We start from the raw sequence: 23,306 nt of genomic DNA, 5'->3' as shown, positions 1-23,306 counted from the left end.
TTTTCAATCTACGTTTCGTAGAGTAAAAAGGCAGACCGAACAGCATTATGGACTATCTCCTGCTTGTTGCTTTTTATTATAATGTGCAGTATACTGAGCAAATACATCTTTAAACGGAGGTTATTAAATGACACCAGAACAAATAGTAAGAAAATTCTTTGAAGAAGTTCGTTCAGGGAATAATCCTGACTACGCGGAAAAATTAATGGCAGAACAAGTATTGGCACATCAGATTATATCAGAGAAAGAACAGACAGTTTTAAGATCACCAAAAGATTATGCGGACCATGTAAGAGAAATGATCACAGCCTATGATAAATTTTCATTGGAAATACAGGAATTTTTAGTACAGGGTAATAAAGTATATGTTCGTTGGAGACAGGTGGGAAAGCATATCGGAGAAGTAAACGGCTATGCACCTACAGATCTACCGATTATTGAGATAGCCAGCGCCGTATATCGAATAGATAATGAAAAAATTTCAGAATATTGGATTCAGATTGACAGAGCAGGAATTGAAAAACAGTTGGAATCTAATAAAAATAAAAAGTAGTTTAGTAAAAAGGCAGCCCGTTTTAATACACCGGACTGCCTTTCATTTTTATCTGAAATACTGAGGAAACTGACTCACAATTCCTTTGGTCATCATATCGGCCATTTCCAGTGCACCACGTTCTATATCTGCAAAAACGTTAATACTGTCTTCAAAATTCTGGGACATTGTGGCATCAATCTCTTCCTTGGTCAGATTCATGTATTCGCTAAACATTCTCTGTAAGTCTGCAGCCGCCCAGTTTGGATTAATGGAGGTCAGGAAAGAAATCATCTGAACAGCATTGTTGTTTATCTGATTCTCTGCATCTGCTGCTGCCTGCGTGTTGCCATCTCTTATTGCCATTACATAATTAGTGACCAGGGTCAGATGATTGGTCAGGAGATCTGCAAATTTTTTGGCATTTTCATCCCCATAAAATGTTTTGAGGGCCATCTGGAAATCTTGCGGGTTTTCCATCAGACGATTCATTACATACTCCGCATCTGATAGATTCCACAGTTCACTCTGATTTGCCATTCTAAGCCAATATACCTGTTGAAGCCACAAAAACCTTAAGTAATTGCCTAAATTCTGCTCAGCTTTGCTGACCCACATGTACGTAGGAAGCTGGGGTTCTGGACTGGGCTGGGGCTGGGGACTGGGCTGCGGACGGTTTCTAGGAATGCAGATCACCTGCCCTACAAACAGATTGGTGGGATTTACTCCCGGATTTGCAGCCATAATTGCTTCTACAGTGGTATTGTAACGTTGGGACAAAAGCCAGAGTGTATCACCCGCTTCAATGGTATAGGAACGGGTCCCCTGGGGACAAATCGGATACTCAGTTTCAGTCCTTTGCTGCATGGTATTGTCCATGGACTGCGCCCATGGCGGAAGATTCCGGAACTTATATCCTGCAGGAATCCAGATTACCTGGCCAATCATTAAATTACCAGGTTTGATACCTGGATTTAATGCCATTATGGCTTCAACATTGGTACAATATTTCTTCGCCAGAAGCCAGAGGGTATCCCCTTTCTTAATGGTATAGGCACGTAAACCTACCGGGCAGCGGGTTGTGTTTCCAGAAACAGCCTCACTTCTTAATGGATTTGTCGACATTTGGGTAGTGTTGCCAGGTGCGGTCTGTGGCTGGGCTGGCTGGGCTGGCTGGACTGGCTGAGTCGATTGAGTTGGCTGGGTTGGCTGAGTCGGCTGGGTCGTTTGAGCCGGTTGAGCTGGCTGGGTTGACTGGGCCGGCTGAGTCGGCTGAGCTGGTTGGGTTGGCTGGGTCTGTGGCTGGGAGGTTCTGTTTCCTGATGGAATACAGATCATCTGACCAACCTGAAGATTGCCAGGATTAATGCCAGGATTTGCTGCCATAATCGCTTCAACGGTAGTGTAGTGACGTCTGGATATCAGCCAAAGTGTATCGCCGGATTGTATTGTATAGGAAAACAATCCTTCGGGGCAAGAAGTCATCATAATACTGCCTTTCAATTAAACAATTTGTCTTATTTTATGATGAAAAAACCGGAAAAGTACCTGTCAACCTAATAAAAATATAATTTTTTATAATTTATCATCATAATAACCCCTTTGCTAACCCCACGATTTTCACACACACTTACAGTTAGCAATATAATATTGTACATGCACATTGTTTCAATTCCTTTTTAATTGCAATTGCAACAAACATCTGATATTATTTTATTACAAATATTTACTAAATATGACAATATTTTCAACAAGGCAAAGGGGGTCCCATTATGATAAAAGAACCTTTCGATCAGGCTTTCATGCAGCTGCCGTTGGGCTATGCCCGCCATACCATTATTTTCAAAGAGGATTCACAAATAAGGGATTATATTCTTACCAAAGCGAATGATACATTTTTTCGCTATCTGGGTTTAAAAAAAGAAGATGCCCTGTTAAAAAGCATGTCAATGATTCTTCCTTCTTTATCTGACCAACCAGCCTGGCTTGAATTTTACAAAGATCCGGATCAATGGAATCAAACTTCCTTTATGGAGGCAGGAAATCATTTTTATAAGATTACTGTAAGCTATCCAGATCCCAACACTCTGATTACAATTTTTGATGAAGTAACTGAATTGGTCAGCGAGCTTCAAAGGGTAAAGAAAACAAATGAAAAACTGGTACGGGATATTGATATCTTTTTTGAGAGCACCCAGGATGGATTATTTCTCGTCACATACCAGGACGGTGAATTCCGTTATATAAAAAACAATGCGGTTCACCAGCAGCTGACGGGTGTTAAAACCCCGCTCCTTGGTAAAACCCCGGTGGAAGTACTGGGCGAAAAGGTGGGATCTGCTTTAAGAGAAGGATATGAACGGTGCATGGCATCCGGGGAGGGTATGATGTATGAAGAAACCGTTGATTTCCCCGAGGGCACCAGAGACTGGCTTGTACGCCTGACTCCTGTTATGGAAGACGGGAAGATCTCCTATATCATTGGCTCACGCCTTGATATCACCGAGCTGAAGCGGCTGAAACAGGAACGGGAACAGCTTTTAAAAAATTACAACTCCATGTTTACGGAGCATTCTGCTGTTATGCTGATTATTGAAGCCTCAACGGGTAAAATACTGGAGGCCAACCCTCAGGCCTGCCGTTTTTATGGTTATAGCGAAGAAGAGATGCTTCGTATGAGTATTGATGAAATTAATGCATTATCAGACCATGCCACCAAACAGATGCGTATCCAGGCATTTAACAGAGAACAGCAGTATTTTCTGTTTCCCCATCGTCTGAAAAACGGCGAAATTAAAATGGTGGATGTGTACTCCAGCCCTGTCACTTATGGAGATGAGACAAGACTCTATTCCATTATTTTTGATGTGTCAGACAGGGAACAGTTTAGAGACGATCTTTACCGGGAAAAAGAGATGTTAAGCGTTACCCTAAATTCCATAGGGGATGGGGTGGTGACAACGGATTTAGATGGAAAAGTCACTTACTTAAATCAGGCAGCCGAGGAAATTACCGGCTGGAACAGTAAGGATGCCTGCTCCAAATCTTTTATGGAAATCTTTGATCTGCGCAATGAAACAACCGGAAAGATTGTACCAAATCCCATTACTGCAGTACTGGAAACCGGCATGATTGTAGGGCTTGCAAACCATACCGTTCTGTTAAATAAAAGCGGGGATTTAATTCCCATTGCGGACAGTGCCGCACCCATACGTGATGAGAACGGGCATGTATACGGTGTGGTTATGGTATTTAGGGACGTCAGTCAGGAGAAACGGCAGCAGGAACGAATCCTTTATTTAAGCTATCATGACCCGCTGACCCAGATATTTAACCGCAGATATATGGAAGAAGAATTAGAACGTATGGATCAGACTTCCCAGCTTCCAATTGCAGTTATCATGGGGGATGTGAACGGGCTCAAAGTCATTAATGATGTATTCGGACACAGAACCGGAGATCAGTTATTAAAAGAGGTTGCCAAAACCCTTCAATATACCCTTAAAAACATGGGCATTGCTGCCCGTTGGGGGGGAGATGAATTCCTGGTTCTTCTTCCTCATACAGATCACCAAAAGGCTCAGGATTTAATTGGGCGGCTGGAAGAGGCCTTTAGAAAAAGCAGCAGTCTCCCGCTGGAGGTAAGTGTGGCTCTGGGATTTGATGTAAAAGAAGACATATCCCAGTCATTAAACCAGTCCCTGCAAAAAGCAGAAGAAAAAATGTATCATAAGAAGCTTTTAGAAGGAAAGAGCTACCGTAACAGCATTATTACCACACTTCTTGCCACTCTTTATGAAAAGAGCATGGAAACCGAGGAGCATGCTGTAAGATTAGAAACCTACTGTATGGCAATTGCAGAAAAGCTGAATCTGTCTTCAGAGGATAAAAATGAATTATCTCTTCTGGCAATCCTGCACGATATTGGCAAGGTAGGTGTCAATATCGAAACCTTAAACAAACCAGGACCTTTAAATGACGACGAATGGAAAGAAATGATGCGCCATCCGGAAATCGGCTACCGCATTGCCCAGAACACCCCTGAGCTTTCCACTGTATCAGAATACATTCTCTCTCATCACGAACGATGGGATGGAACGGGTTACCCAAGAGGTCTGAAGGGAACCGATATTCCTCTTCTCTGCCGGATCCTTGCAGTCGCTGATGCCTATGACGCCATGACCAATAACCGCTCATACCGGAAAGCTCTGGATTGCCAGACTGCGATGGACGAAATCGGCCGTTGCTCCGGAACACAGTTTGATCCATTTATTGTTACTATTTTTTTAAGCCTGAATCAGGTTTTTTAAGCAAAAGTAAAGACAGACGCATATGACCATGTCTGATTCATTTCATGGTTATATATGCGTCTTTTTATTTTTCAAAAAAACTATTGACATTTCAAATTTAATTGTGTACAATCTAATTTAGTAAAACAAATAAATCAAATGCGAGGTGGCAGATATGAATTTATATGATATCACAGTTACAGACAGAAAAGGCAACCCTGTTACTCTGTCCCAGTACAAAGGAAAAACACTGCTGATTGTTAACACTGCAACAGGCTGTGGGTTTACGCCTCAATATGAAGGCTTAGAGGCACTTTATCGTAAATACAGAGACCAGGGCTTTGAAATTCTTGATTTTCCATGCAACCAGTTTGGTCACCAGGCTCCGGGAACAGAGGAAGAGATTCACCAGTTTTGTACGATGAACTATGAGGTATCTTTTCCCCAGTTTGCAAAGATCGAGGTCAATGGTCCCTCAGAATCCCCGTTATATTCTTATTTAAAATCACAGCAGTCGGGAATTCTGGGTTCTAATATAAAGTGGAATTTTACGAAATTCCTGGTTGATAAGAATGGATCTGTAACGAAGCGCTACGCTCCTACCGATAAACCGGAGAAATTGGAAAAAGATATACTCGCACTTTTATAACAAATGCGGATTAAATAAAGAGCCAGACAGGCAGGAAAGGAAGTATTCACATGGAAATTAAAGCGGTTAAATTATATGAGGGCGGTTTTATGACACAACCATTCGCACTGGGAGGCGGAGTCAGTGAACCGATTTTTGATGAAACAAGGACCTATGAATCCAGTCTCCAGAATTATCTCATTGATACAGGGAGGGAAGTCATCTTAATTGATACTGGCATCCCGAAAGAGGCTCCCGACACCCCTGCAAAAGAGGGGCAGAAAATCTATCAGGGGAAACGGATTCATGATTATGTAACCGCTCTCTCCCATTTAGGCTACAAGCCAGAGGATGTAACCCGGATTCTTCTGACTCACAAGCATCCCGATCATTCCGGCGAGCTTAGAAGCTTTCCTAACGCAAAAATCTACCTTTCCAAAGCAGAGGCAGAAGCTTTAAAGTTAAGCGGAGACAATATTGTCCCTGTGGAGTTTAAAGATGGAGCCTACCATAACTTTGAAGCAAGTGAAAAGATCACAGATGGTATTTATTTCCTTCCTGCACCTGGACATACAAAAGGCAACAGCATTGTAATTGCAGAAAATGACGGATTGTTTTATCTCATACACGGGGACATTACTTATACCGATGCCGCCCTGATCGAAAACCGCCTGTCTGTGGTTTTTGAAGATCTTGAAGCTGCAAGAGAGACTCTGACAAAGGTTCGCTCCTTTATCAGTCAGAATCCAACGGTCTATTTATCTACCCATACACCAGAGGGTCTGTCCAATTTAAATGAGAAAAAGATCATGAAGCTTTAGAATCTCCTCTCCGGCACCAATTGCCTCCTTCCTTAATACCATGGTAGTAAGAAAGGAGGCAATCACTATGAGCACCTGCAGTTTTGACGGTCTGACCGGCCGTGTGGTAACTCCAGATGATCCTTTCTATCATGAGGCCAGACAAGTCTATAACCGGGCTGTCAACCGGTTTCCTCTGGCCATTGTTTACTGCCGGAATAGTTCCGAAGTCAGCAATGCGGTGTTATGGGCCAGAAAACGGGATATCTGTCTTCGCATTCGAAGCGGAGGCCACAATTATGAAGGATATTCTACAGGCAATGATGTACTTGATATTGATCTTAGTGAAATGAATCACATTTCAATTGATGAGGAGAACCGCACTCTTACTGTAGAGGGCGGTGTAAATAACAGACAGCTTTACGAATTTGTATCTTTAAGAGGATATCCGTTTCCTGGCGGTACCTGCCCCTCAGTGGGAGTCACTGGTTATGTCATGGGGGGCGGCTGGGGACTCTCCTGCCGTTATCTGGGACTAGGATGTGACAGCCTTTTGAATTTTACCATGGTTAATTCAGAAGGCAGTTTCATCACTGCCAGTTCGGAAGAAAATCCGGATCTGTTCTGGGCGTGCAGAGGCGGTGGTGGCGGCAATTATGGAATTATTGTCTCCATGACCTTCCTGCTTCCCAAAAAGATTGATAAAATTACTCTGGTTGAAATCATGTATCCCGTTGCCGACCAGGAAAAGCAGGCTTACTTTCTTCTTGCCTGGCAGGAATGGCTGGAACACGCTGATCCACGAATTACACTGGTTGGCAGAATTTTTAATTCACAGGAAGAAGGTCTCTCCATTCTATCCAGAGGCTTTTTCTATGGACCACCGGAGGCTGCTCTTGGAAGCATCGCCCCCCTTCTGGAACTTGGCGGGGTGAAGTACCGTTTAAAATACGTGACGTTTTTAGAAGCAGTTACTATAATCGGAAGCTTTTATCCTCCTTTTGAAGCCTTTTTATCCGCAAGCGGTTTCGTGAAAAGAGAGCTGACCGAATGTGAATGTCTGAAACTGGCAGGGCTTATTAACAAACGCCCTACAGGGTCCATTTACACCGGACTTTCTCTCTACGCACTGGGCGGCAGGGTTTCCGAAGTATCAACAGATTCCACTGCTTTTTATTATAGAGATGCCAGATACATCACCTGGCTCAATACGGTTTTTGAAAACAGCAAAGGGGAAAATGCCCTGTGGGTGGCACGCCAGTCTGGTTACCTGTCTTCTGTCACAACCGGCTCTTATGTAAACTTCCCATATGAAGGACTCCCCTGTTATCTGGAAGAATATTATGGCTGCCATGTCTGCAGATTAAAAAAGGTGAGAAAAGAATACGACCCCTGCAAGATTTTCACCTATCCACAGGCAATTGGCAGTTCCTGCCGCTGTTCCCAACTATAGGGTGACAGGAAAAGCACAGACGCCCCTTAAGGCAATCCACCGGAAGGGCGTCTGTTCTCATGAATCTGATTGTGTTTTTTCTTATGATCAGATATAATACTGATACAATTTAATAATATTTACTGCTATACCTCTGTTTTGACCCTATACAAATTCGTGCCAAAAAAGGAGATATTACAAATGAAAAATTTCAAAGACTACCCCATTTCTAAAAAGCTACTGACAGGATTTCTTTCAGTAGCTCTCATCACATTGCTGGTAGGCATTGTAGGACTTGCCAGTATGCTGTTTATAAACAGCAAGGATACTTATATGTATCGTTCAAAGACAGCCCCTCTTGACGATATGTTCCACACAATGGAAAGTCTGTATCAGATCAGAACCGATTCCAAAGATATTATAAGCAATGCCGGTAATAAAGAACGGATTGGAGAACTGGAAAAATCCTACGCTCAGGAAAAGGAACAGTTTTTAAACCACTCTGCAGTTTATAAAGCTTCCATACCCGCAGGCTCTCAGTCCATGACTTTATTTGAAGAGGCAGTTTCTCTCTTCTCCAGCTCCTATGACCCTGCCATGACAAAATCCATTGAATTTGCAAAAGCCGGAAAAAAAGAGGAAGCAGAGAAAGCCATGACCGATCAGCAGGACAGCATACAGAAAGTATATGATAACTTCGATGCTATCATTGATCAGCGTATGAGTGAAACAAAGGAGCTTAGTGACTTAAATGAGCTCGTTGCGCTCATTTCCACAGTGGTTCTTGTTCTCTTAATCATCTGCGGTGTTTCAGCCGCTGTCTTACTGGGAGTTAGAATTTCCACAATGATCAGCAGACCAATTAAACAGGTGGTAAAAGCAGCGGAGCTGATTTCTCTTGGTTATATAGATGTTGACTTAGCCGACCTTGATTCCAAGGATGAAACCGGTCAGCTGGCTGATGCATTTTCTAAAATGCTGGAAGGAATTAAGGATCAGGCCAGATCCGCCACTGCTATCAGCAACGGTGATTTCACAAGCGTCATTCCCCTTCGCTCGGATGCCGATGTGTTAGGGCTGGCTCTTCAGAAAATTGAACGGGATTTAAATCAGGCACTCCTTATCGTCCACGACGCAGCTGACCAGGTTAACAGCGGCGCCGGACAGGTGTCTTCTGCTTCCCAGTCACTTGCTTCCGGAACTACAGAACAGGCTGCTGCCATAGAAGAGCTGACTGCATCCATTGCCACAGTAGCAAAACAGGCACAGCAGAATTCAGAAAATATGCAGATTGCAGCCGGATATGTGGCCGCAGCTGACACAGGTGTTAAAAAAAGCAATGAACATATGAACAGACTGAATGTATCTATGAAAGAAATCAGCACTTCATCGGAAAAAATCTCCAGCATCACCAAGGTTATTGAGGACATTGCGTTCCAGACCAACATACTGGCACTGAATGCAGCAGTAGAATCTGCTCGGGCCGGCAGTGCCGGAAAAGGCTTCGCTGTTGTTGCAGATGAAGTAAGAAACCTGGCTGCCAAATCTGCGGAAGCCGCAAAGCAGACTGCTGCATTAATTGAGAATTCCGCAATCAGCGTCTCGGAAGGTGAGAAACTGGCAAAAGAAGCCTCTGATATACTCCTTGAAGTAGGGGAAAAGGCAAGACTTGCAGAAGTATCCATCAGAGAAGTGGAATCCACGTCATCAGTCCAGGTGGCTTCCATGGAGGAAATCAATCAGGGCATCAATCAGGTATCTGCCGTAATTCAAAGTAATGCAGCCACAGCAGAAGAAAGTTCTGCTTCCAGTGAAGAGCTTGCTGCACAGGCGCATGCCTTAAAGCAGGAAGTTGGAAGATTCAGGCTGTCACACAACAGCTAAGTTAAAAAGACTCAGGAATGGCTTCACGGCCTTCCTGAGTCTTTTTTTTATTCCAGATGTTTCATTGTATTACCAAGTATCTTGTATAAAAGATGGTAAAGTTCTTTCGCTTCTTCCTGGTTAAGAGGGACACACTGAGAGATCCGTTCTGGTATGGTTACCGCCTGCTCTTTTAACTGCTCGCCCTTCTCAGTCAGTTCTACAATGACACTGCGCTCATCTTCCTTGTCCCTGTTGCGGGTCAAAAGGCCTCCGGCTTCCATCTTCTTTAGCAGGGGAGTGAGCGTACCGCTATCCAGATAAAGGGTCTCACCCAATTGCTTTACAGTGACTTTCTTCCTGTCCCATAACACCATCATGGCAATATACTGGGTATAGGTTAAGTCAATCTCATCGAGAAACGGCTTATAAAGCCTGACAATTTCCCGGGCGGAGGCATAAAGCGGAAAGCAAAGCTGGTTCTCTATTTTTAATCTGTCATAATTCATCACGTTTCTCCGTTCTCCTGCTGTCCTGTATTTTATTACAGCAATTCTTTTATGCTTTCTTCCACCAGCTTCATATCAGCAGTTGGTTCAAATCTTCTCACTACATTCCCATCTCTGTCAACAAGAAACTTTGTGAAATTCCACTTAATAGCCGGCTCATTCTTATAATTGGGATTTGCCTTCTCAAACATCTCTTCCAGCACACTGGTCAGCTTGTGCTCCGGATCAAAGCCATCAAACCCTTTTTCCTTCACCAGATACTGATACAGTGGAATCGCATTCTCACCATTTACATCAATCTTTGAGAACTGTGGAAATGTTACGCCAAAACGTCCGGTACAGAACGTATGAATCTCCTCATCATCTCCAGGTGCCTGATTGCCAAACTGATTGCATGGGAAATCAAGAATTTCCAGACCGCTGTCCTTGTACTCTGAATAAATTGCCTGAAGATCGGTATAATGAGGAGTGAATCCACAGGCTGTTGCTGTGTTCACAATAAGAAGTACCTTTCCTTTGTAATCAGATAACTTTTTATCCTCTCCGGACATAGTTTTTACAGTAAAATCATAAACAGACATTGTAATACCTCCTTGTATCTATAATAAAAGATTATTTTTTAAGTTGCTTTTATTATAAAATACTTCTGTTGTCCTGTCAATAGTTTTGTAACATTTAATTGCAACAAATTAATTTGGTCTATTTGTATTTTTTTGTTGACAGTAAAATTTCATAGTGGTATCATTTGTATGTACAAACAAGAGAGGTGATGTTTTGAACAAAAATAACACAACAGAGGAACAGGCCTGCTCTCTTAACAGCTGCCTGTTTTTTACCACAGTAAAGCTTTCCAGAGTGTTTGGCAAGATTGCAGAGGAAGCTTTTTCAAAAACCGGACTCTCTCCCAGTCATGCTCTTTTGCTTTATCTGGTTAACCAGAAAGAAGAGATACTTCAGAAGGAGCTGGGGGAAACGCTTCATTTAACACCTTCCACCATCACCCGGCTGATTGAAAAGCTGGAACACAAAAGTCTTGTTTCCAAACGATGTGAGGGAAAGTCCGTAATTTTAAGCACTACGCCCCAGGGTCTTGCACTTCAGAAAAACATTATGGAATCCTGGAATTTTCTTCATGAGCAGTATCATGGGATTCTGACAGAAGAAGAGACAGCTCAGTTTCTGACCCTCAGTAAAAAACTGCTGGGTAAACTTGAAAACAATTAAGGAGGATTTTTTTATGCAGGAGATTTTTAACAGACGGAGTATCCGTAAATTTACCACTGATGCCGTAGAACCGGAGAAGATTGACAGAATTTTGCGTGCAGCCATGCAGGCGCCTTCAGCAGCCAACCAGCAGCCATGGGAATTTATTGTGGTAGAGGACAAAGAGAATTTAAAGAAACTGGCTGACGTATCTCCCTATGCAAAACCAGTGGCAGGATCAGCGGTTACCATCGCTCTTCTGGGAAATGAAAATGAATTTAAGGTTCCAAAGGGCTGGGAAGAAGATTTAGGTGCAGCTTCCCAGAATATACTGTTAGAGGCTGTTCACTTAGGACTGGGAGCCGTCTGGCTGGGTGTGGCCACTTCTGATGTGGTGACTGAACAGGTACGCAGTTTCTTTCAGCTTCCGGACCATATCAAACCCTTCGGACTGATTGCCATTGGTTATCCCGATGGACAGAAAAATGAATTTACAGACCGGTATAAAGCAGAACGCGTACATTATGAAAAATGGGCATAAACAAAGGAGAATAAAATAAAATGATTAAGGTTGTTGCAAAAAATTATATTAAAGAAGATAAAATCAATGCATTTATTGAAGTCGCCACACAGCTTGTAAAGCAGACCAGAGAAAAGGATGCCGGCTGTATCCGGTACGAGCTGGTTCAGGACGTAAAAGATCCCCATATTTTAACCATGCTGGAAGAATGGGAAGATCAGGCCAGTCTGGCTGCTCACGGAGCATCTGAACATTTTAAAGATGCCATTGGTGCCATGAAAGAATTGGTTGAAAAACCAGGAGACAGTAATTTTTATAAAACTCTTATATAAAAGAAAGGACAAAATCCTATGAAACCTGTTTTTCCCGTGGAAAAAACCATCAGGGAGCGCAGCAGTATCAGGTCCTATGAGCCCCGCTCTCTCTCACCAAAGGAAACAGAACTGTTCCATGATTTTATTAAGACTTTAAACAATCCATTCTCTGTGGACGTAAGCTTCCGTATTCTGGAAAGCAGTGACGCATTGAAAGGAGAAAAACTTGGCACCTACGGAGTCATTAAAGGTGCCAGGAACTTTATTGGCGCCTCTGTACCGGATAGTGATCTGGCACTGGAGGCACTGGGATATTCTATGGAACATTTAGTTCTCTACGCCGTAGCACTTGGATATGGTACGTGCTGGCTGGGAGGTACCTTTGATAAAAGCGCCTTCTCACATGCCATGGAATTGAAAGACGGAGATTTATTTCCGGTTATTTCCCCCCTTGGATATCCCACTGGTAAAAAAAGACCAATAGAGTCGATCATAAAGTGGACCGCCAAATCTGACCAGCGAAAAGACTGGAATGAGCTTTTCTTTAAGGATGATTTTTCCTCTCCTCTGGCAAAATCCGATGCGGGAGATTTTGCTTTTGCCCTGGAAATGACAAGACTGGCACCCTCCGCTGTAAATAAACAGCCCTGGAGAGTTGTAAAAAGTCAGAACGCCTATCATTTCTACGAAGCAAAGACATTAAAGGAAGGGAAGAGCTCTGTTGATATCCAGCGAGTTGATGTAGGAATTGCTGCCTGCCATTTTGGTCTGGCTGCTGCAGAGAAGAAGCTTCCAGGTGAATTTAAAAAGCTTCCTGTTCCAGAAATAAAAACTTCTTCTGAAATGAAATACTTATTTTCCTGGGTTCTTCATTCATAAAAAACGGAGGTAGGTTAGTTTGAACATATTAGTAGTCACAGGTAGTCCAAGAAAAAACGGCAATACAGAAATTATGGCGTCTGCTTTTGCAAAATCAGCAAGAGAGGCTGGCCATGAAGTTACTGTCAAAGAGTTAAGCACCTTAAAGGTTGAACCATGTCTGGCATGCACCTATTGCTTTACTCATGACGGAGTATGTATTCAGAATGATGATATGAACAGCATCTTAACAGATTTAAGTCAGGCAGACATGCTGGTACTGGCTTCCCCCGTGTACTGGTTTGATGTATCCGCACAGACAAAGTGCTTCATTGACCGAATGTACGCATTTGCAAAAAAAGGATTTCATATCAAATCCATTGCCATGCTTTTAAATTCCGGAGCTGACGGAGTATACGACGCAGCAAAAACCCAGTTAAATTCCATTTGCTCTTATTTGAAATGGGAAAACAAAGGGGTAATCACCATATCAGGTATGGCTGAAAAAGGAAGCATGCTTAAATCAGAAAAATTAGACCAGGTTCGGGATTTTGCAGCCAGCCTGTAGATGACAGCCAGATGGACCAATATTATTTTATGTGACTCTGTCACAGACATTTTTCTTCTGACGTCCTATACTGAGAGTGTCAAAAACATAACAAGCTTATTTTAATGAAATTTTTCATATATCAGGAGGCGCACCATGAAGAAAACTGTTATAATCGGCGGAGTCGCAGGCGGAGCCAGCTGTGCAGCCAGACTCAGGAGACTGGATGAAGATGCTCAGATACTCATTCTGGAGCGGGGTGAGTATATTTCCTATGCAAACTGTGGTCTTCCTTACCACGTAGGTGATGTAATCAAATCCAGAGATGCTCTGCTTTTACAGACGCCGGAAGCCATGAGAAAGAAATACGGAGTTGATGTCAGAGTAAAAAATGAAGTAACAGCCATAGACAGGGAAAACAAAAAAATAACGGTCCGGAAACTGGAAACAGGGGAATCCTATGAGGAATCCTATGATACTCTGGTCATTTCCACAGGTTCCTCTCCTGTCCGCCCGCCTATTAAAGGAATTGAATCTTCCAGAATTCAGACTCTGTGGACTGTTCCGGATACCGACCGCATCCGTGGTCTTATTAAAGAAAAAGGGATTAAAACTGCTGCGGTTATCGGCGGAGGCTTTATCGGACTTGAGATGGCTGAAAATCTTCGTCATGCCGGTCTTAGCGTATCTCTCATCGAAATGCAGGATCAGGTACTGGCACCCATCGATTTTGAGATGGCTCAGCTGCTTCATGAAAACATCGTCCAGAACCAGGTCTCCCTTTATCTTGGAGACGGAGTTTCATCTTTTGCTGATGAGAACGACTCTGTGTCTATTACCTTAAAAAGCGGTAAGATCTTAAAAGCAGAACTGGTGATTCTTTCTATTGGCGTACGTCCAAACAGCGAACTGGCTAAATCCTGCGGTCTGGCTGTCAATGAGCGGGGCGGAATTATTGTTGATGATACCTTAAAAACCTCAGATCCTGATATCTATGCTGTGGGTGATGTGATCGAAGTCAGCGATTTCACCTTCGGAGATGCTGCCATGGTGCCTCTTGCAGGCCCTGCCAATAAGCAGGGACGTATTGCTGCTAATAACATTGCTGGCGGAAAAGAAACTTATAAAAAAACCCAGGGAACCTCTGTTGCAAAAGTATTTGATTTAACTGCTGCTTCAACTGGTGCCAATGAAAAAGCACTGATAAAACGAGGTTTGAAAAAGGGAACTGATTATGAAAGTATCATCATTACCCAGAATTCTCATGCCGGTTATTACCCCGGAGCAGTTCCCCTCACATTGAAACTTTTATTCTCCATGGATGGAAAGACCATTTACGGTGCCCAGATTGTGGGTATGGATGGCGTAGATAAGCGGATCGATACACTTGCCGTTTCCATACGCCTTGGAGCTACAATTGAAGATTTAAAATATCTGGAATTGGCTTATGCACCTCCATTTTCTTCTGCCAAGGATCCGGTTAATATGGCGGGATTTACCGCTGAGAATCTTCTGGAAGGAAGAGTTTCCTTTGCTTCCTGGGATTCACCGGATAAAAATACAGGTGCACAGCTGCTGGATGTCAGAGAGGATGCAGAGCTGATGGCTTTTGCACTGCCCCAGGCGAAGCACATTCCACTGGGACAGCTCAGAGACCGGTTAAAAGAACTGGATCCTACCAAAGAAATCATCACCTTCTGTGCCATTGGAGTCCGTGCCTATAATGCAGCACGTATTCTGATGCAGAACGGGTTCGCTCATGTAAAGATCTATCCGGGCGGAGTAAGATTTTATCAGTCCACCCACTACCAAAATGACACCACCCCAAAAATTACCACGCCGGTCTCATTTTCAGATAACGGTCAGATGGATACGAAGGACATTCCCACAGCAGCCATGCGTCTGGATTGCAGCGGTATGCAGTGCCCCGGTCCCATCATGAAGGTTTTTGAAACCATGAAAGACATGAAGGAAGGTTCGGTTATGGAAGTCTCCGCTTCTGATCCAGGTTTTGCCAGAGATATCGGAGCATGGTGCCGCAGAACAGGCCACACCCTTTTATCCAATGAACGGCGGGATAATGATTATGTGGCACTGGTTAAAAAAAGCTCCCCTTCCCCTTCAGCCCCACAAAAAGAGGCTGCTGACGGAAAGACGCTGATCGTATTTTCCGGAGACTTAGATAAAGTTCTTGCCAGCTTTATCATCGCCAACGGTGCAGCTGCCATGGGAAGGCCGGTTACCATGTTCTTCACATTCTGGGGACTGAATGCCTTAAGAAAAGAAGAGAAACAACCGGTTAAGAAAACTCTGGTAGAGTCCATGTTCGGAGTTATGCTCCCCCGGGGAAGCAAAAAACTGAAACTGTCTAAGATGAATATGGGCGGAATGGGAACTGCCATGATGAAAAAAATCATGAATGACAAAAATGTAGATTCCCTGGAAACCCTGATAAAGAAAGCCATGAAAGCAGGCGTTCGTATTGTTGCCTGTACCATGAGCATGGATGTAATGGGAATTCGTCCGGAAGAACTGATTGATGGTGTAGAACTGGGTGGCGTAGGTGCCTATCTGGGAGACGCAGAAGAATCCAATGTAAACTTATTTATCTAATATAAAAGCGGAATCGGAACATTATTTTCTGATTCCGCTTTTCATTTAATATGCTCCTTTCTCAGCTGTATGATTGACATTTTATTCAACTACAGATATACTAACCTTATTTGAAATGAGGTGACAGATAAGATGGCCAGACCCGTAAAACAGCGACGTGTATGTGAAATGCCAGAAACAATGGAATTTGCCCCCTGCAACAAAGAAAAACTTATGACCATAGAGATGTCTGTGGATGAATACGAAGTGATCCGCTTAATTGATCATCTGAAGCTTACCCAGAATGAATGCTCCCAACAGATGAGTGTGGCGAGAACGACGGTACAGGCAATCTATGACAGCGCCAGAAGCAAGCTTGCAGATGCTCTTGTTAATGGGAAGAAGCTGGTTATTCAGGGAGGGAATTATACTTTATGCCCGGAATCCAGATACTGCTGCGGGAAAAACTGTTCCCAGAAGAGAGGTCTGCTTGGACATTGCACAGATCAGAGCAGGGCAGATATCTGCTGTGGAAAAAACCAGTTCTGCAAAAAAGGAAACGGATCTACCGATTAAATAAGAATAAAAACCGGAATCAGACAGTCCAAAACTCTGGCCAGCTGGTTCCGGTTTTATAGATGCTCTTTTCCTTCACCTTTATAAAAAGCGTATCCTCTTTTGCTGTTTTGTTTTATGTAGTACATTGCCTTATCTGCAGCATTATATAATTCTTCATAGCTGCTTCCGTCCTTTGGTGCAATGGCAATTCCGATGCTTGCGGTAACACGGATCACAGTATAATATCCCTCTTCTGTATGATCCATAAGATCAAGAATGGACTCTGCCATATCAGTGATCCGTAAGTCATCCCAGTTCTCCGTAATAAAGACTACAAACTCGTCTCCGCCCACTCTCGCCACGATTCCGTCTTTTCCCACCAGTTTTTCCAGAGATTCCGCTACTCTTGTTAAAACGTGGTCTCCTGCAGCATGTCCGCAGGTATCATTGATCTCCTTAAAATTATCCAGATCTATCATGAAAAAGATACCACTGCACAACAGTGAAAGCTTGCCATCAATAATCTGCTCTCCCGAACGGTTATATACTCCCGTTAAGGGGTCTTTTCTTGCGCGGTTTATGAGCATCTCTTCTCTTCCCAGCTGGTCGGTAATATCCTCCAGCTTTCCAACCATTCGGGATTTGCAGCCTTCCTGTCCGGGAAGAATCTTATACTGACAGCTAAACCACCGGTATTCTCCTGATTGCCCTTTTAACCGGATTCTGCAATACCTTACCTCATCCGGCTTACTTCCTAATAGCGCCCAGCGAAGACGTTCCCCCTTCTGCCAGTCCTCCGGATGCATTAAATATTCCCCCCGGTTCAGTCTTAGAACCCCTCTTGCCTTTAACTTTTCCAGGAACAGTTTTCTTCTGGCATTGGAAGTAAATTCAATGGTATCTGTTTCATAATCATACTCGTAAAGCAGCGTATCGGTAAATTGGGATAGAACCGAATAACGCTGGGACTCCAGCTGAAGCTTCTGGTTCTGTCTGTAAAACAAAAGGAATATCCAGCTGCATCCTGCAATTGTCAGCAGGATCAGCAAAATTGCCGTACCGAAAAACATACCAAATACATATTCTGACTGCAGCATAATATCCGGAGATCGGACATAGTTAATCAGACTCCAGTCATTGATCCCTACCTTCATTGCCGAAATATAATAGTTCTTCCCGTTCATGGCAACAGAGGTAGTGAATGAATCTTCGGTTTCTATCTGGCTTTTAATGAATTTGACACTCTGGTTTTGTGCTTCGTTGGCATTGACGTTGGAAAACAGATTACTGCCGCGTATTAACTGATCACTATTGCAATAAAGAATGCTGCCATCCGATTTAATGATCTGCGAATGGATCTTTTTAAAGGGCATATGATCTTTAGCAATTTCTTCAAACTTCTCCGTTTTAAAGGTGAAAAATAAAACTCCTGCCACTGTACCATTGGCTGTAAGCGGCTCAGCTACTAAAAATATGCATCCGTTTCCATTTTCCATAGGACACAAAATATCCAGTACATCTGTTTTATTGTTTATAACCTGTTCAAAAATCCTTCGTTTTCCTTCTCCGGATATTATTTCTTTCCAATTGCTGCATGAGACATATTCCAGTTGATAATCCGGATTTTCCCCCTCCATTTTTGTCAGGTAATGATTCATCCATTGATCTTCCGGAGACAGACTGGCCGCCTCTATCATACTTTCCATGCCGTATTTTATAGTTCCTGCATCATCGGCTAACTTTAAAATCTGATTTTTTTGTGTGTCTGTAAAGGAAGTAAGACTTGAATAAATCAACTGATTGAATTCCTGATTCAGCTTTTCCTGCTGACTGGATAAGAAAATAAAAGCAAGGACCAACAAAATAAGAACACTGAACATGCTCGCGATCACAGACGTAATCCTGGAGTCTTTTCCGTAGTTCATATAAGTGATCTCCGTTCTGAAAACACGTTTTCTGAAAAAAGCCAGTGGAAACTTTTCCAACCGGCTTTTCTCACTTCTAATATTCATTATATCTCTGCATCAAAGGATTTACAATATGTTTCAGGCTTCAATTCCTCTTAATTTTATATAATCTTTAATCAGCCCGGCCGTTTGTTCCAGATCAATCCGGCTTGTGTTAATAATGAGATCATAATTGTTCCAGTCTTCCCAGTTTTCACCGGTATAGTAGCGGTAATATTCTTTCCGTTCCCTGTTAACCTTCTTTACCCGCTTAGCGGCTTCCTTCTCATCAATCTTATCAACTTCCATGGTTCTCTGGATCAGTGTAGGTGTATCTGCATAGACAAAGATCTTCACAAGCCCAGGAACATTCTCTTCCTCACGGCTTAAAATATAATCCGCGCATCTTCCGGCGATAATACAGGATTCCTCTTTCGCCAGTTCCTTAATAACCTGTGACTGGAAACGGAATAAATTCTCCGGTTTTACAATGTCCGCATCTGTGGAGGGCTTGCCAAGCTGCGGTTTTAATCCGCTGACAATCCGGTATAACAGATTATTGCCGGCTTTTTCATCTGCAAGGCGGAAAAAGACTTCTCCAACCGCACTTTGTTCCGATGTGATCGTCAGAATCTCCTCATCATAAAAATGAATTCCCAACTCCTCTGCAAGAGCTTTTCCCACAATACGTCCACCGCTTCCGTACTGCCTTCCTATGGTGATGATCAGATTACTTTTTTCTTTCATAATGCCTGCCTCCTTTTCCCTTACATGATATGTGAAGGTTTTCTTGCTTCTATTGTACTCTATTATGGCAGGATTTACAATTATTATTGCTCTGCAACTGCATTAAAACAGATGGAACCATAAGGTCTGATGCTCATACGGTAAGCATTGCCTTCTCCCAGAGCCGTTTCCATATAGGAGATGTATTCCTCTGTGATTTCATTGGGAAGAACAGCCATAATAACCCCTGCAAATCCGCCTCCATGAATCCGGCATGCTCCCTGCTTTTTATTAGCAATAAATAATTCCGTAAGAGCAAGAGCAACCGTAATTCCCTGTTCCTGGAAACTGGTATTGGTAAAGCAGTTCTGAAGCCATTTCCAGGAGGAATTTCCAGAAGCAGTAATATTTAAAAGGAACTCGTCAAATCTTCCTTCTTTTAAAGCAGTCACTTCTGCATCCACACGCTTATTTTCTTCAAAGAAATGAAGAGCCCGGAGTACAGAACGGTCTCCTGCATATTCCCGAACCGCACTTAACTGACCAATCACATCTTCTTCTGTTATATCTGCACAGACTTCTTTTCCAAAAAACTCTGCCACCTTCTTCATCTCTGCAGGTACGGACGAATAATCGGCGCTTAAATCCGCATGTCCCTTCCCTGTATTGACAATAATCAGGCTGTGGTTCTGGGAAGCGAAATCAAAATCAATCTGCTCCACTGCAGGCTTTATAGGATCCTTAAAATCAATGGTAATCAGGCCGCCAACAGCACATGCCATCTGGTCAAGGAGACCGGAAGCCTTGTCCCAATAGACGTTTTCCGCATATCTTCCGATATGTGCATAAGCCACTGTATCCATGCGGCTGTCATTAAAAAATGTGTTCAGGATCGAACAGAGAAGCATCTCAAAGGAAGCGGATGAGCTGACACCTGCCGCACTGATTACATTGCTGGTTATATAGGCATTAAAACCACCAATCTCATAGCCTTTTTCTAAAAATCCCTTTAACAGACCCTTTACCAAATCAATGGTACCGGCTTTTTTATCACTTGGCGCCAGATCCTCAAGATCTATGGTAAAGCTCTGGTTATAAGTCACACTGACAATATTAATCAGGTTACTGTTATTTTTCGCTGCCACACCTACACAGTCCAGGTTAATGCTTCCTGCCAGAACTTTCCCGTGATTATGATCGGTATGATTCCCGCTGATCTCTGTACGCCCAGGTGATGTAAATAAAAGAACATCTTCTTCCGGAAAATGATTTTTAAAGTCCTTTACCAGGTTCTGATATCTTAAAATATTCTCTCCTGCCGCTTTTTCGCCATACAAAGCAGTCATTAATTTTCCTGCCTTTTCGGATTCTAAAAAACGGATTGTTTCATCTGTTTTCATGCTGAAAAATCTCCTTTTCCCCATTCATTGGCATACAAACGCCATTATCTCGAGTATAACATAAGTGCCAAAGTTTTCACAATATAATATTTTACGAAAAGCTATAAAATAATTTGACTTCCATCTATCTCTCTTCTATAATGAAACAATCAAAAAAACAGGAGGTCACCATGTTCTGGAATGACAAGCCTTACCACGCCTTAGATTATGAACTGAAAATGCAGTATGGACAGAAAGTCTATAAGCTTGCACTGGATGGCGGTATGACCTGCCCTAACCGGGATGGCTTACTGGGAACAGGTGGCTGTATTTTCTGCAGCGGAGGCGGCTCCGGGGAATTTGCAGAAGCCAAAGGGCTTCATACTTCTGTAGCAGAACAGATTCAATCCGCCAAGAAACGGGTGTCTCTTAAGATGAACGGGGAAAACGGCCTCTATATCGCTTATTTTCAATCCTACACCAACACTTACGCGCCAGTATCCTATTTGCGTGAACTCTTTACACAGGCTATTTCCCAGCCTGATGTAGTTGTTTTATCCATTGCCACAAGACCTGACTGTCTTCCTCCTGATGTTATTTTTTTGTTAAAGGAATTAAACCGCATAAAACCGGTGTGGGTGGAACTGGGGCTCCAGACGATTCATGAATCCACAGCCGAGTTCATTCGGAGAGGGTATCCACTGTCCGACTTTTATCATGCATGGCAGAATTTAAAAGAAGCGGGAATCACGGTGATCGCCCATGTTATTTTAGGACTTCCCGGAGAATCAAAGGATATGATTTTTGAGACAATCCGCTATCTGGGGCGTTTAGGTGATCACGGAATTGACGGAATCAAACTGCAGCTTCTTCACATACTGGAAGGAACTGACCTGGCGGATCTTTACAGGAAGGGAACTGTACCGGTGTATTCACTTTTAGAATATACGGATCTTGTCATAGACTGTCTCTCACTTCTGCCTCCATCTGTGGTCATTCACCGGGTGAGCGGAGATGGTCCCAAGGAACTTCTGCTGGCCCCTTTGTGGAGCGGTAACAAGCGTCTGGTACTGAATACCCTGACAAAGCGTTTAAAAGAACGAGGCATCTGTCAGGGTGACAGATACCTCGTATGAATTAATTGCCATTATTGTGAATAACACCATTGTCATCGATTGTAATTCCAAAAGACAGATTTTGAAAATACTGATAAAATCCGTTTACCTCTTCCGGCTTTGTCAGTGTTTTCGTAAATCCTGCACCTGAGGTTCCGGGAACAAGAGAAAGAGTTGTGGTATTGTCCTCAAAATTTACATCTGCCCTCATAAGGGCAGTCTTTGGAATGCTGCTGCCAAAGATAAAATTACCCAGACTGTAGCAAATTGGCTTTCCCTTGTAATATTCCACTCCCTGAAGAACATGGGGATGGCTGCCCACAACCAGATCTGCACCTGCATCAATCAGCTGCTGTCCCAGCTGCCGCTGATATTCTTTTGGCTTTTCTTCCCGCTCCACTCCCCAGTGAACATAGACCACCACGTAGTCACATATACTTCTGGCATTACGGATTTCCTCAAGAAGTATGGTTGGATCGTATCCACTTACCATACCTGGTTTTTTGCTGTTGGCCACCCAGTTGGGATCGGGATAAACTCTTGATGCGGCAAGAAATCCGAAGGTTTTTCCATTTACCTCCATGGTCTCAAGCTGTTTTGCACGGTTCATATCAGGACCTGCGCCCACATAGCGGATTCCTGCTCCATCTAACGCCGTACAGGTATCTAAAAGTGCATCCGTTCCGTAATCCAGTGTATGATTGTTGGCGATTGTTACGATATCCACACCAATTTCATTCATCATTAAAACCCGGTCCGGATTTAAACGAAATGTGAACTGCTTGTCCGGTGCTGCCGATCCCCGGTTGCTGAATGGAAATTCCTGATTGGCCATAAAGATATCCGCCTTGCTGATTTCTCCCCGCATTCCCTCATCAAGCACGCCATTAATACCGCCATTTTTATCATATGCTGTCGTAACATGAGTAGAAAGTAATATATCTCCTGCAAAAAGGAGATGTACCACTGGATTTTTCTCCTGATTTGGAATGGATTCTTTGGATTCTTTTGTATCTTCCGTCACAGTCAGAACTTCCTGACTGCTGCTTTCTTCCCGTGCACTCTTGGTATCCTGCTGGGTAACAGAAGACGTATTCGTAACTTCTGCTTCTTTACTGACTGTTTCTTTTGTTCCCTGTCTCTGCTTCCATTCTGTTCCTCCAATCCACCCCGCCAGCACGACGAACAGCAATACGGGAAGGATAATCAGAAACTTCATGGTTCCATTGGTCTTCTTCATTTACTCCTCCAGATTGTTAATAATTTCCACATACTTTTCGCTGGTTCATAACCTTTTCCACAATTATTGATCTTTTTTCCCCATATACGACGGAACAACTCACTTTTCCACAGTATTTTGTGGATGATTCATAACAGATCCCTTATCTATTATCTGGGATTAATTCCCATTTTTACATCTTACACTGGTTCCATGTTTTTGTCAAATCAGGGGATTAAGCAAAAAAAGCCGGTTTTGCAGAAAGGATACACGAAT

At 43.1% G+C, this 23,306-nt stretch carries 21 protein-coding genes; 14 read left to right on the top strand and 7 right to left on the bottom strand.

Annotated elements, in window-relative coordinates; genetic code table 11:
• Positions 1 to 127: 127 nt before the first annotated feature.
• On the top strand, positions 128 to 553 hold the full coding sequence (locus tag ACOAOT_RS02330; RefSeq protein WP_420215483.1) for an ester cyclase: 426 nt from the start codon (positions 128 to 130) through the stop codon (positions 551 to 553).
• Between the two features lie 48 nt (positions 554 to 601).
• Here ACOAOT_RS02330 and ACOAOT_RS02325 read toward each other — a convergent pair whose 3' ends face one another.
• Positions 602 to 2,020 carry a LysM peptidoglycan-binding domain-containing protein gene (locus ACOAOT_RS02325; protein ID WP_420215482.1) on the bottom strand — a complete coding sequence of 473 codons (1,419 nt, stop codon included), beginning with the start codon at positions 2,018 to 2,020 and terminating at the stop codon, positions 602 to 604.
• Between the two features lie 284 nt (positions 2,021 to 2,304).
• Here ACOAOT_RS02325 and ACOAOT_RS02320 point away from each other — a divergent pair, with 284 nt between their 5' ends.
• From ACOAOT_RS02320 to ACOAOT_RS02300, 5 genes are all read left to right on the top strand, one after another.
• A complete protein-coding gene (locus ACOAOT_RS02320) occupies positions 2,305 to 4,842 on the top strand; it encodes a PAS domain S-box protein (protein ID WP_420215481.1) in 2,538 nt (845 codons plus the stop codon).
• Between the two features lie 154 nt (positions 4,843 to 4,996).
• Positions 4,997 to 5,470 carry a glutathione peroxidase gene (locus ACOAOT_RS02315; RefSeq protein ID WP_420215480.1) on the top strand — a complete coding sequence of 158 codons (474 nt, stop codon included), beginning with the start codon at positions 4,997 to 4,999 and terminating at the stop codon, positions 5,468 to 5,470.
• 50 nt (positions 5,471 to 5,520) lie between these two features.
• Entirely contained in the window at positions 5,521 to 6,270 is a 750-nt protein-coding gene (locus ACOAOT_RS02310; protein WP_420215479.1) for an MBL fold metallo-hydrolase, read from the top strand.
• A gap of 67 nt (positions 6,271 to 6,337) precedes the next feature.
• Complete coding sequence (locus ACOAOT_RS02305; protein ID WP_420215478.1) at positions 6,338 to 7,702, top strand: FAD-binding oxidoreductase; 1,365 nt, start codon at positions 6,338 to 6,340, stop codon at positions 7,700 to 7,702.
• Positions 7,703 to 7,882: 180 nt separating this feature from the next.
• The gene (locus ACOAOT_RS02300; RefSeq protein ID WP_420215477.1) at positions 7,883 to 9,565 is read left to right on the top strand and encodes a methyl-accepting chemotaxis protein; all 1,683 of its coding nucleotides are present in this window, start codon (positions 7,883 to 7,885) and stop codon (positions 9,563 to 9,565) included.
• A gap of 47 nt (positions 9,566 to 9,612) precedes the next feature.
• On the opposite strand, the gene ACOAOT_RS02295 is transcribed toward ACOAOT_RS02300, so the two are convergent.
• Both ACOAOT_RS02295 and ACOAOT_RS02290 read right to left on the bottom strand, forming a co-directional pair.
• Entirely contained in the window at positions 9,613 to 10,053 is a 441-nt protein-coding gene (locus ACOAOT_RS02295) for a MarR family winged helix-turn-helix transcriptional regulator (RefSeq protein WP_420215476.1), read from the bottom strand.
• Between the two features lie 35 nt (positions 10,054 to 10,088).
• On the bottom strand, positions 10,089 to 10,634 hold the full coding sequence (locus tag ACOAOT_RS02290; RefSeq protein WP_420215475.1) for a glutathione peroxidase: 546 nt from the start codon (positions 10,632 to 10,634) through the stop codon (positions 10,089 to 10,091).
• A gap of 193 nt (positions 10,635 to 10,827) precedes the next feature.
• Here ACOAOT_RS02290 and ACOAOT_RS02285 point away from each other — a divergent pair, with 193 nt between their 5' ends.
• The 7 genes from ACOAOT_RS02285 (at position 10,828) to ACOAOT_RS02255 (ending at position 16,663) form a co-directional block, all read left to right on the top strand.
• Positions 10,828 to 11,277 carry a MarR family winged helix-turn-helix transcriptional regulator gene (locus ACOAOT_RS02285; protein ID WP_420215474.1) on the top strand — a complete coding sequence of 150 codons (450 nt, stop codon included), beginning with the start codon at positions 10,828 to 10,830 and terminating at the stop codon, positions 11,275 to 11,277.
• Positions 11,278 to 11,290: 13 nt separating this feature from the next.
• The gene (locus ACOAOT_RS02280) at positions 11,291 to 11,797 is read left to right on the top strand and encodes a nitroreductase family protein (protein WP_420215473.1); all 507 of its coding nucleotides are present in this window, start codon (positions 11,291 to 11,293) and stop codon (positions 11,795 to 11,797) included.
• Between the two features lie 20 nt (positions 11,798 to 11,817).
• Entirely contained in the window at positions 11,818 to 12,108 is a 291-nt protein-coding gene (locus tag ACOAOT_RS02275; RefSeq protein WP_420215471.1) for a putative quinol monooxygenase, read from the top strand.
• A gap of 18 nt (positions 12,109 to 12,126) precedes the next feature.
• Entirely contained in the window at positions 12,127 to 12,969 is an 843-nt protein-coding gene (locus ACOAOT_RS02270) for a nitroreductase family protein (RefSeq protein WP_420215470.1), read from the top strand.
• Positions 12,970 to 12,988: 19 nt separating this feature from the next.
• Complete coding sequence (locus ACOAOT_RS02265; RefSeq protein ID WP_420215469.1) at positions 12,989 to 13,516, top strand: flavodoxin family protein; 528 nt, start codon at positions 12,989 to 12,991, stop codon at positions 13,514 to 13,516.
• Positions 13,517 to 13,651: 135 nt separating this feature from the next.
• Positions 13,652 to 16,108 (top strand): DsrE/DsrF/DrsH-like family protein, encoded by a 2,457-nt coding sequence (locus tag ACOAOT_RS02260; protein ID WP_420215468.1) that lies wholly within the window; start codon positions 13,652 to 13,654, stop codon positions 16,106 to 16,108.
• A gap of 132 nt (positions 16,109 to 16,240) precedes the next feature.
• Positions 16,241 to 16,663, top strand: a complete 423-nt coding sequence (locus tag ACOAOT_RS02255) for a DUF134 domain-containing protein (protein ID WP_420215467.1) — start codon at positions 16,241 to 16,243, stop codon at positions 16,661 to 16,663.
• Positions 16,664 to 16,719: 56 nt separating this feature from the next.
• Here the strand turns inward: ACOAOT_RS02255 and ACOAOT_RS02250 are convergent, their stop codons facing one another.
• The 3 genes from ACOAOT_RS02250 to ACOAOT_RS02240 all read right to left on the bottom strand — a co-directional run bounded on the left by ACOAOT_RS02250 (position 16,720) and on the right by ACOAOT_RS02240 (position 20,717).
• Positions 16,720 to 18,570 carry a sensor domain-containing diguanylate cyclase gene (locus tag ACOAOT_RS02250; protein ID WP_420215466.1) on the bottom strand — a complete coding sequence of 617 codons (1,851 nt, stop codon included), beginning with the start codon at positions 18,568 to 18,570 and terminating at the stop codon, positions 16,720 to 16,722.
• Between the two features lie 120 nt (positions 18,571 to 18,690).
• Positions 18,691 to 19,338, bottom strand: coding sequence for a cytidylate kinase-like family protein (locus ACOAOT_RS02245; RefSeq protein WP_420215465.1), 648 nt, complete (start codon positions 19,336 to 19,338; stop codon positions 18,691 to 18,693).
• Between the two features lie 83 nt (positions 19,339 to 19,421).
• Positions 19,422 to 20,717: a galactokinase gene (locus ACOAOT_RS02240; RefSeq protein WP_420215464.1), complete on the bottom strand. Its 1,296-nt coding sequence runs from the start codon at positions 20,715 to 20,717 to the stop codon at positions 19,422 to 19,424.
• A 170-nt stretch (positions 20,718 to 20,887) separates the two neighbouring features.
• Here ACOAOT_RS02240 and mnmL point away from each other — a divergent pair, with 170 nt between their 5' ends.
• Positions 20,888 to 21,832 carry a tRNA modification radical SAM protein MnmL/YtqA gene (mnmL, locus tag ACOAOT_RS02235; RefSeq protein WP_420215463.1) on the top strand — a complete coding sequence of 315 codons (945 nt, stop codon included), beginning with the start codon at positions 20,888 to 20,890 and terminating at the stop codon, positions 21,830 to 21,832.
• A 1-nt stretch (position 21,833) separates the two neighbouring features.
• Here the strand turns inward: mnmL and ACOAOT_RS02230 are convergent, their stop codons facing one another.
• The gene (locus tag ACOAOT_RS02230; RefSeq protein ID WP_420215462.1) at positions 21,834 to 23,051 is read right to left on the bottom strand and encodes a CapA family protein; all 1,218 of its coding nucleotides are present in this window, start codon (positions 23,049 to 23,051) and stop codon (positions 21,834 to 21,836) included.
• Positions 23,052 to 23,306: the final 255 nt, after the last annotated feature.

Source organism: Lacrimispora struthionigena, from assembly GCF_048627165.1.
Classification (GTDB): Bacteria; Bacillota; Clostridia; order Lachnospirales; family Lachnospiraceae; genus Lacrimispora.
The sequence above is the reverse complement of the archived record's forward strand: the minus strand, read 5'-3'. Positions and strand labels throughout refer to the sequence as shown.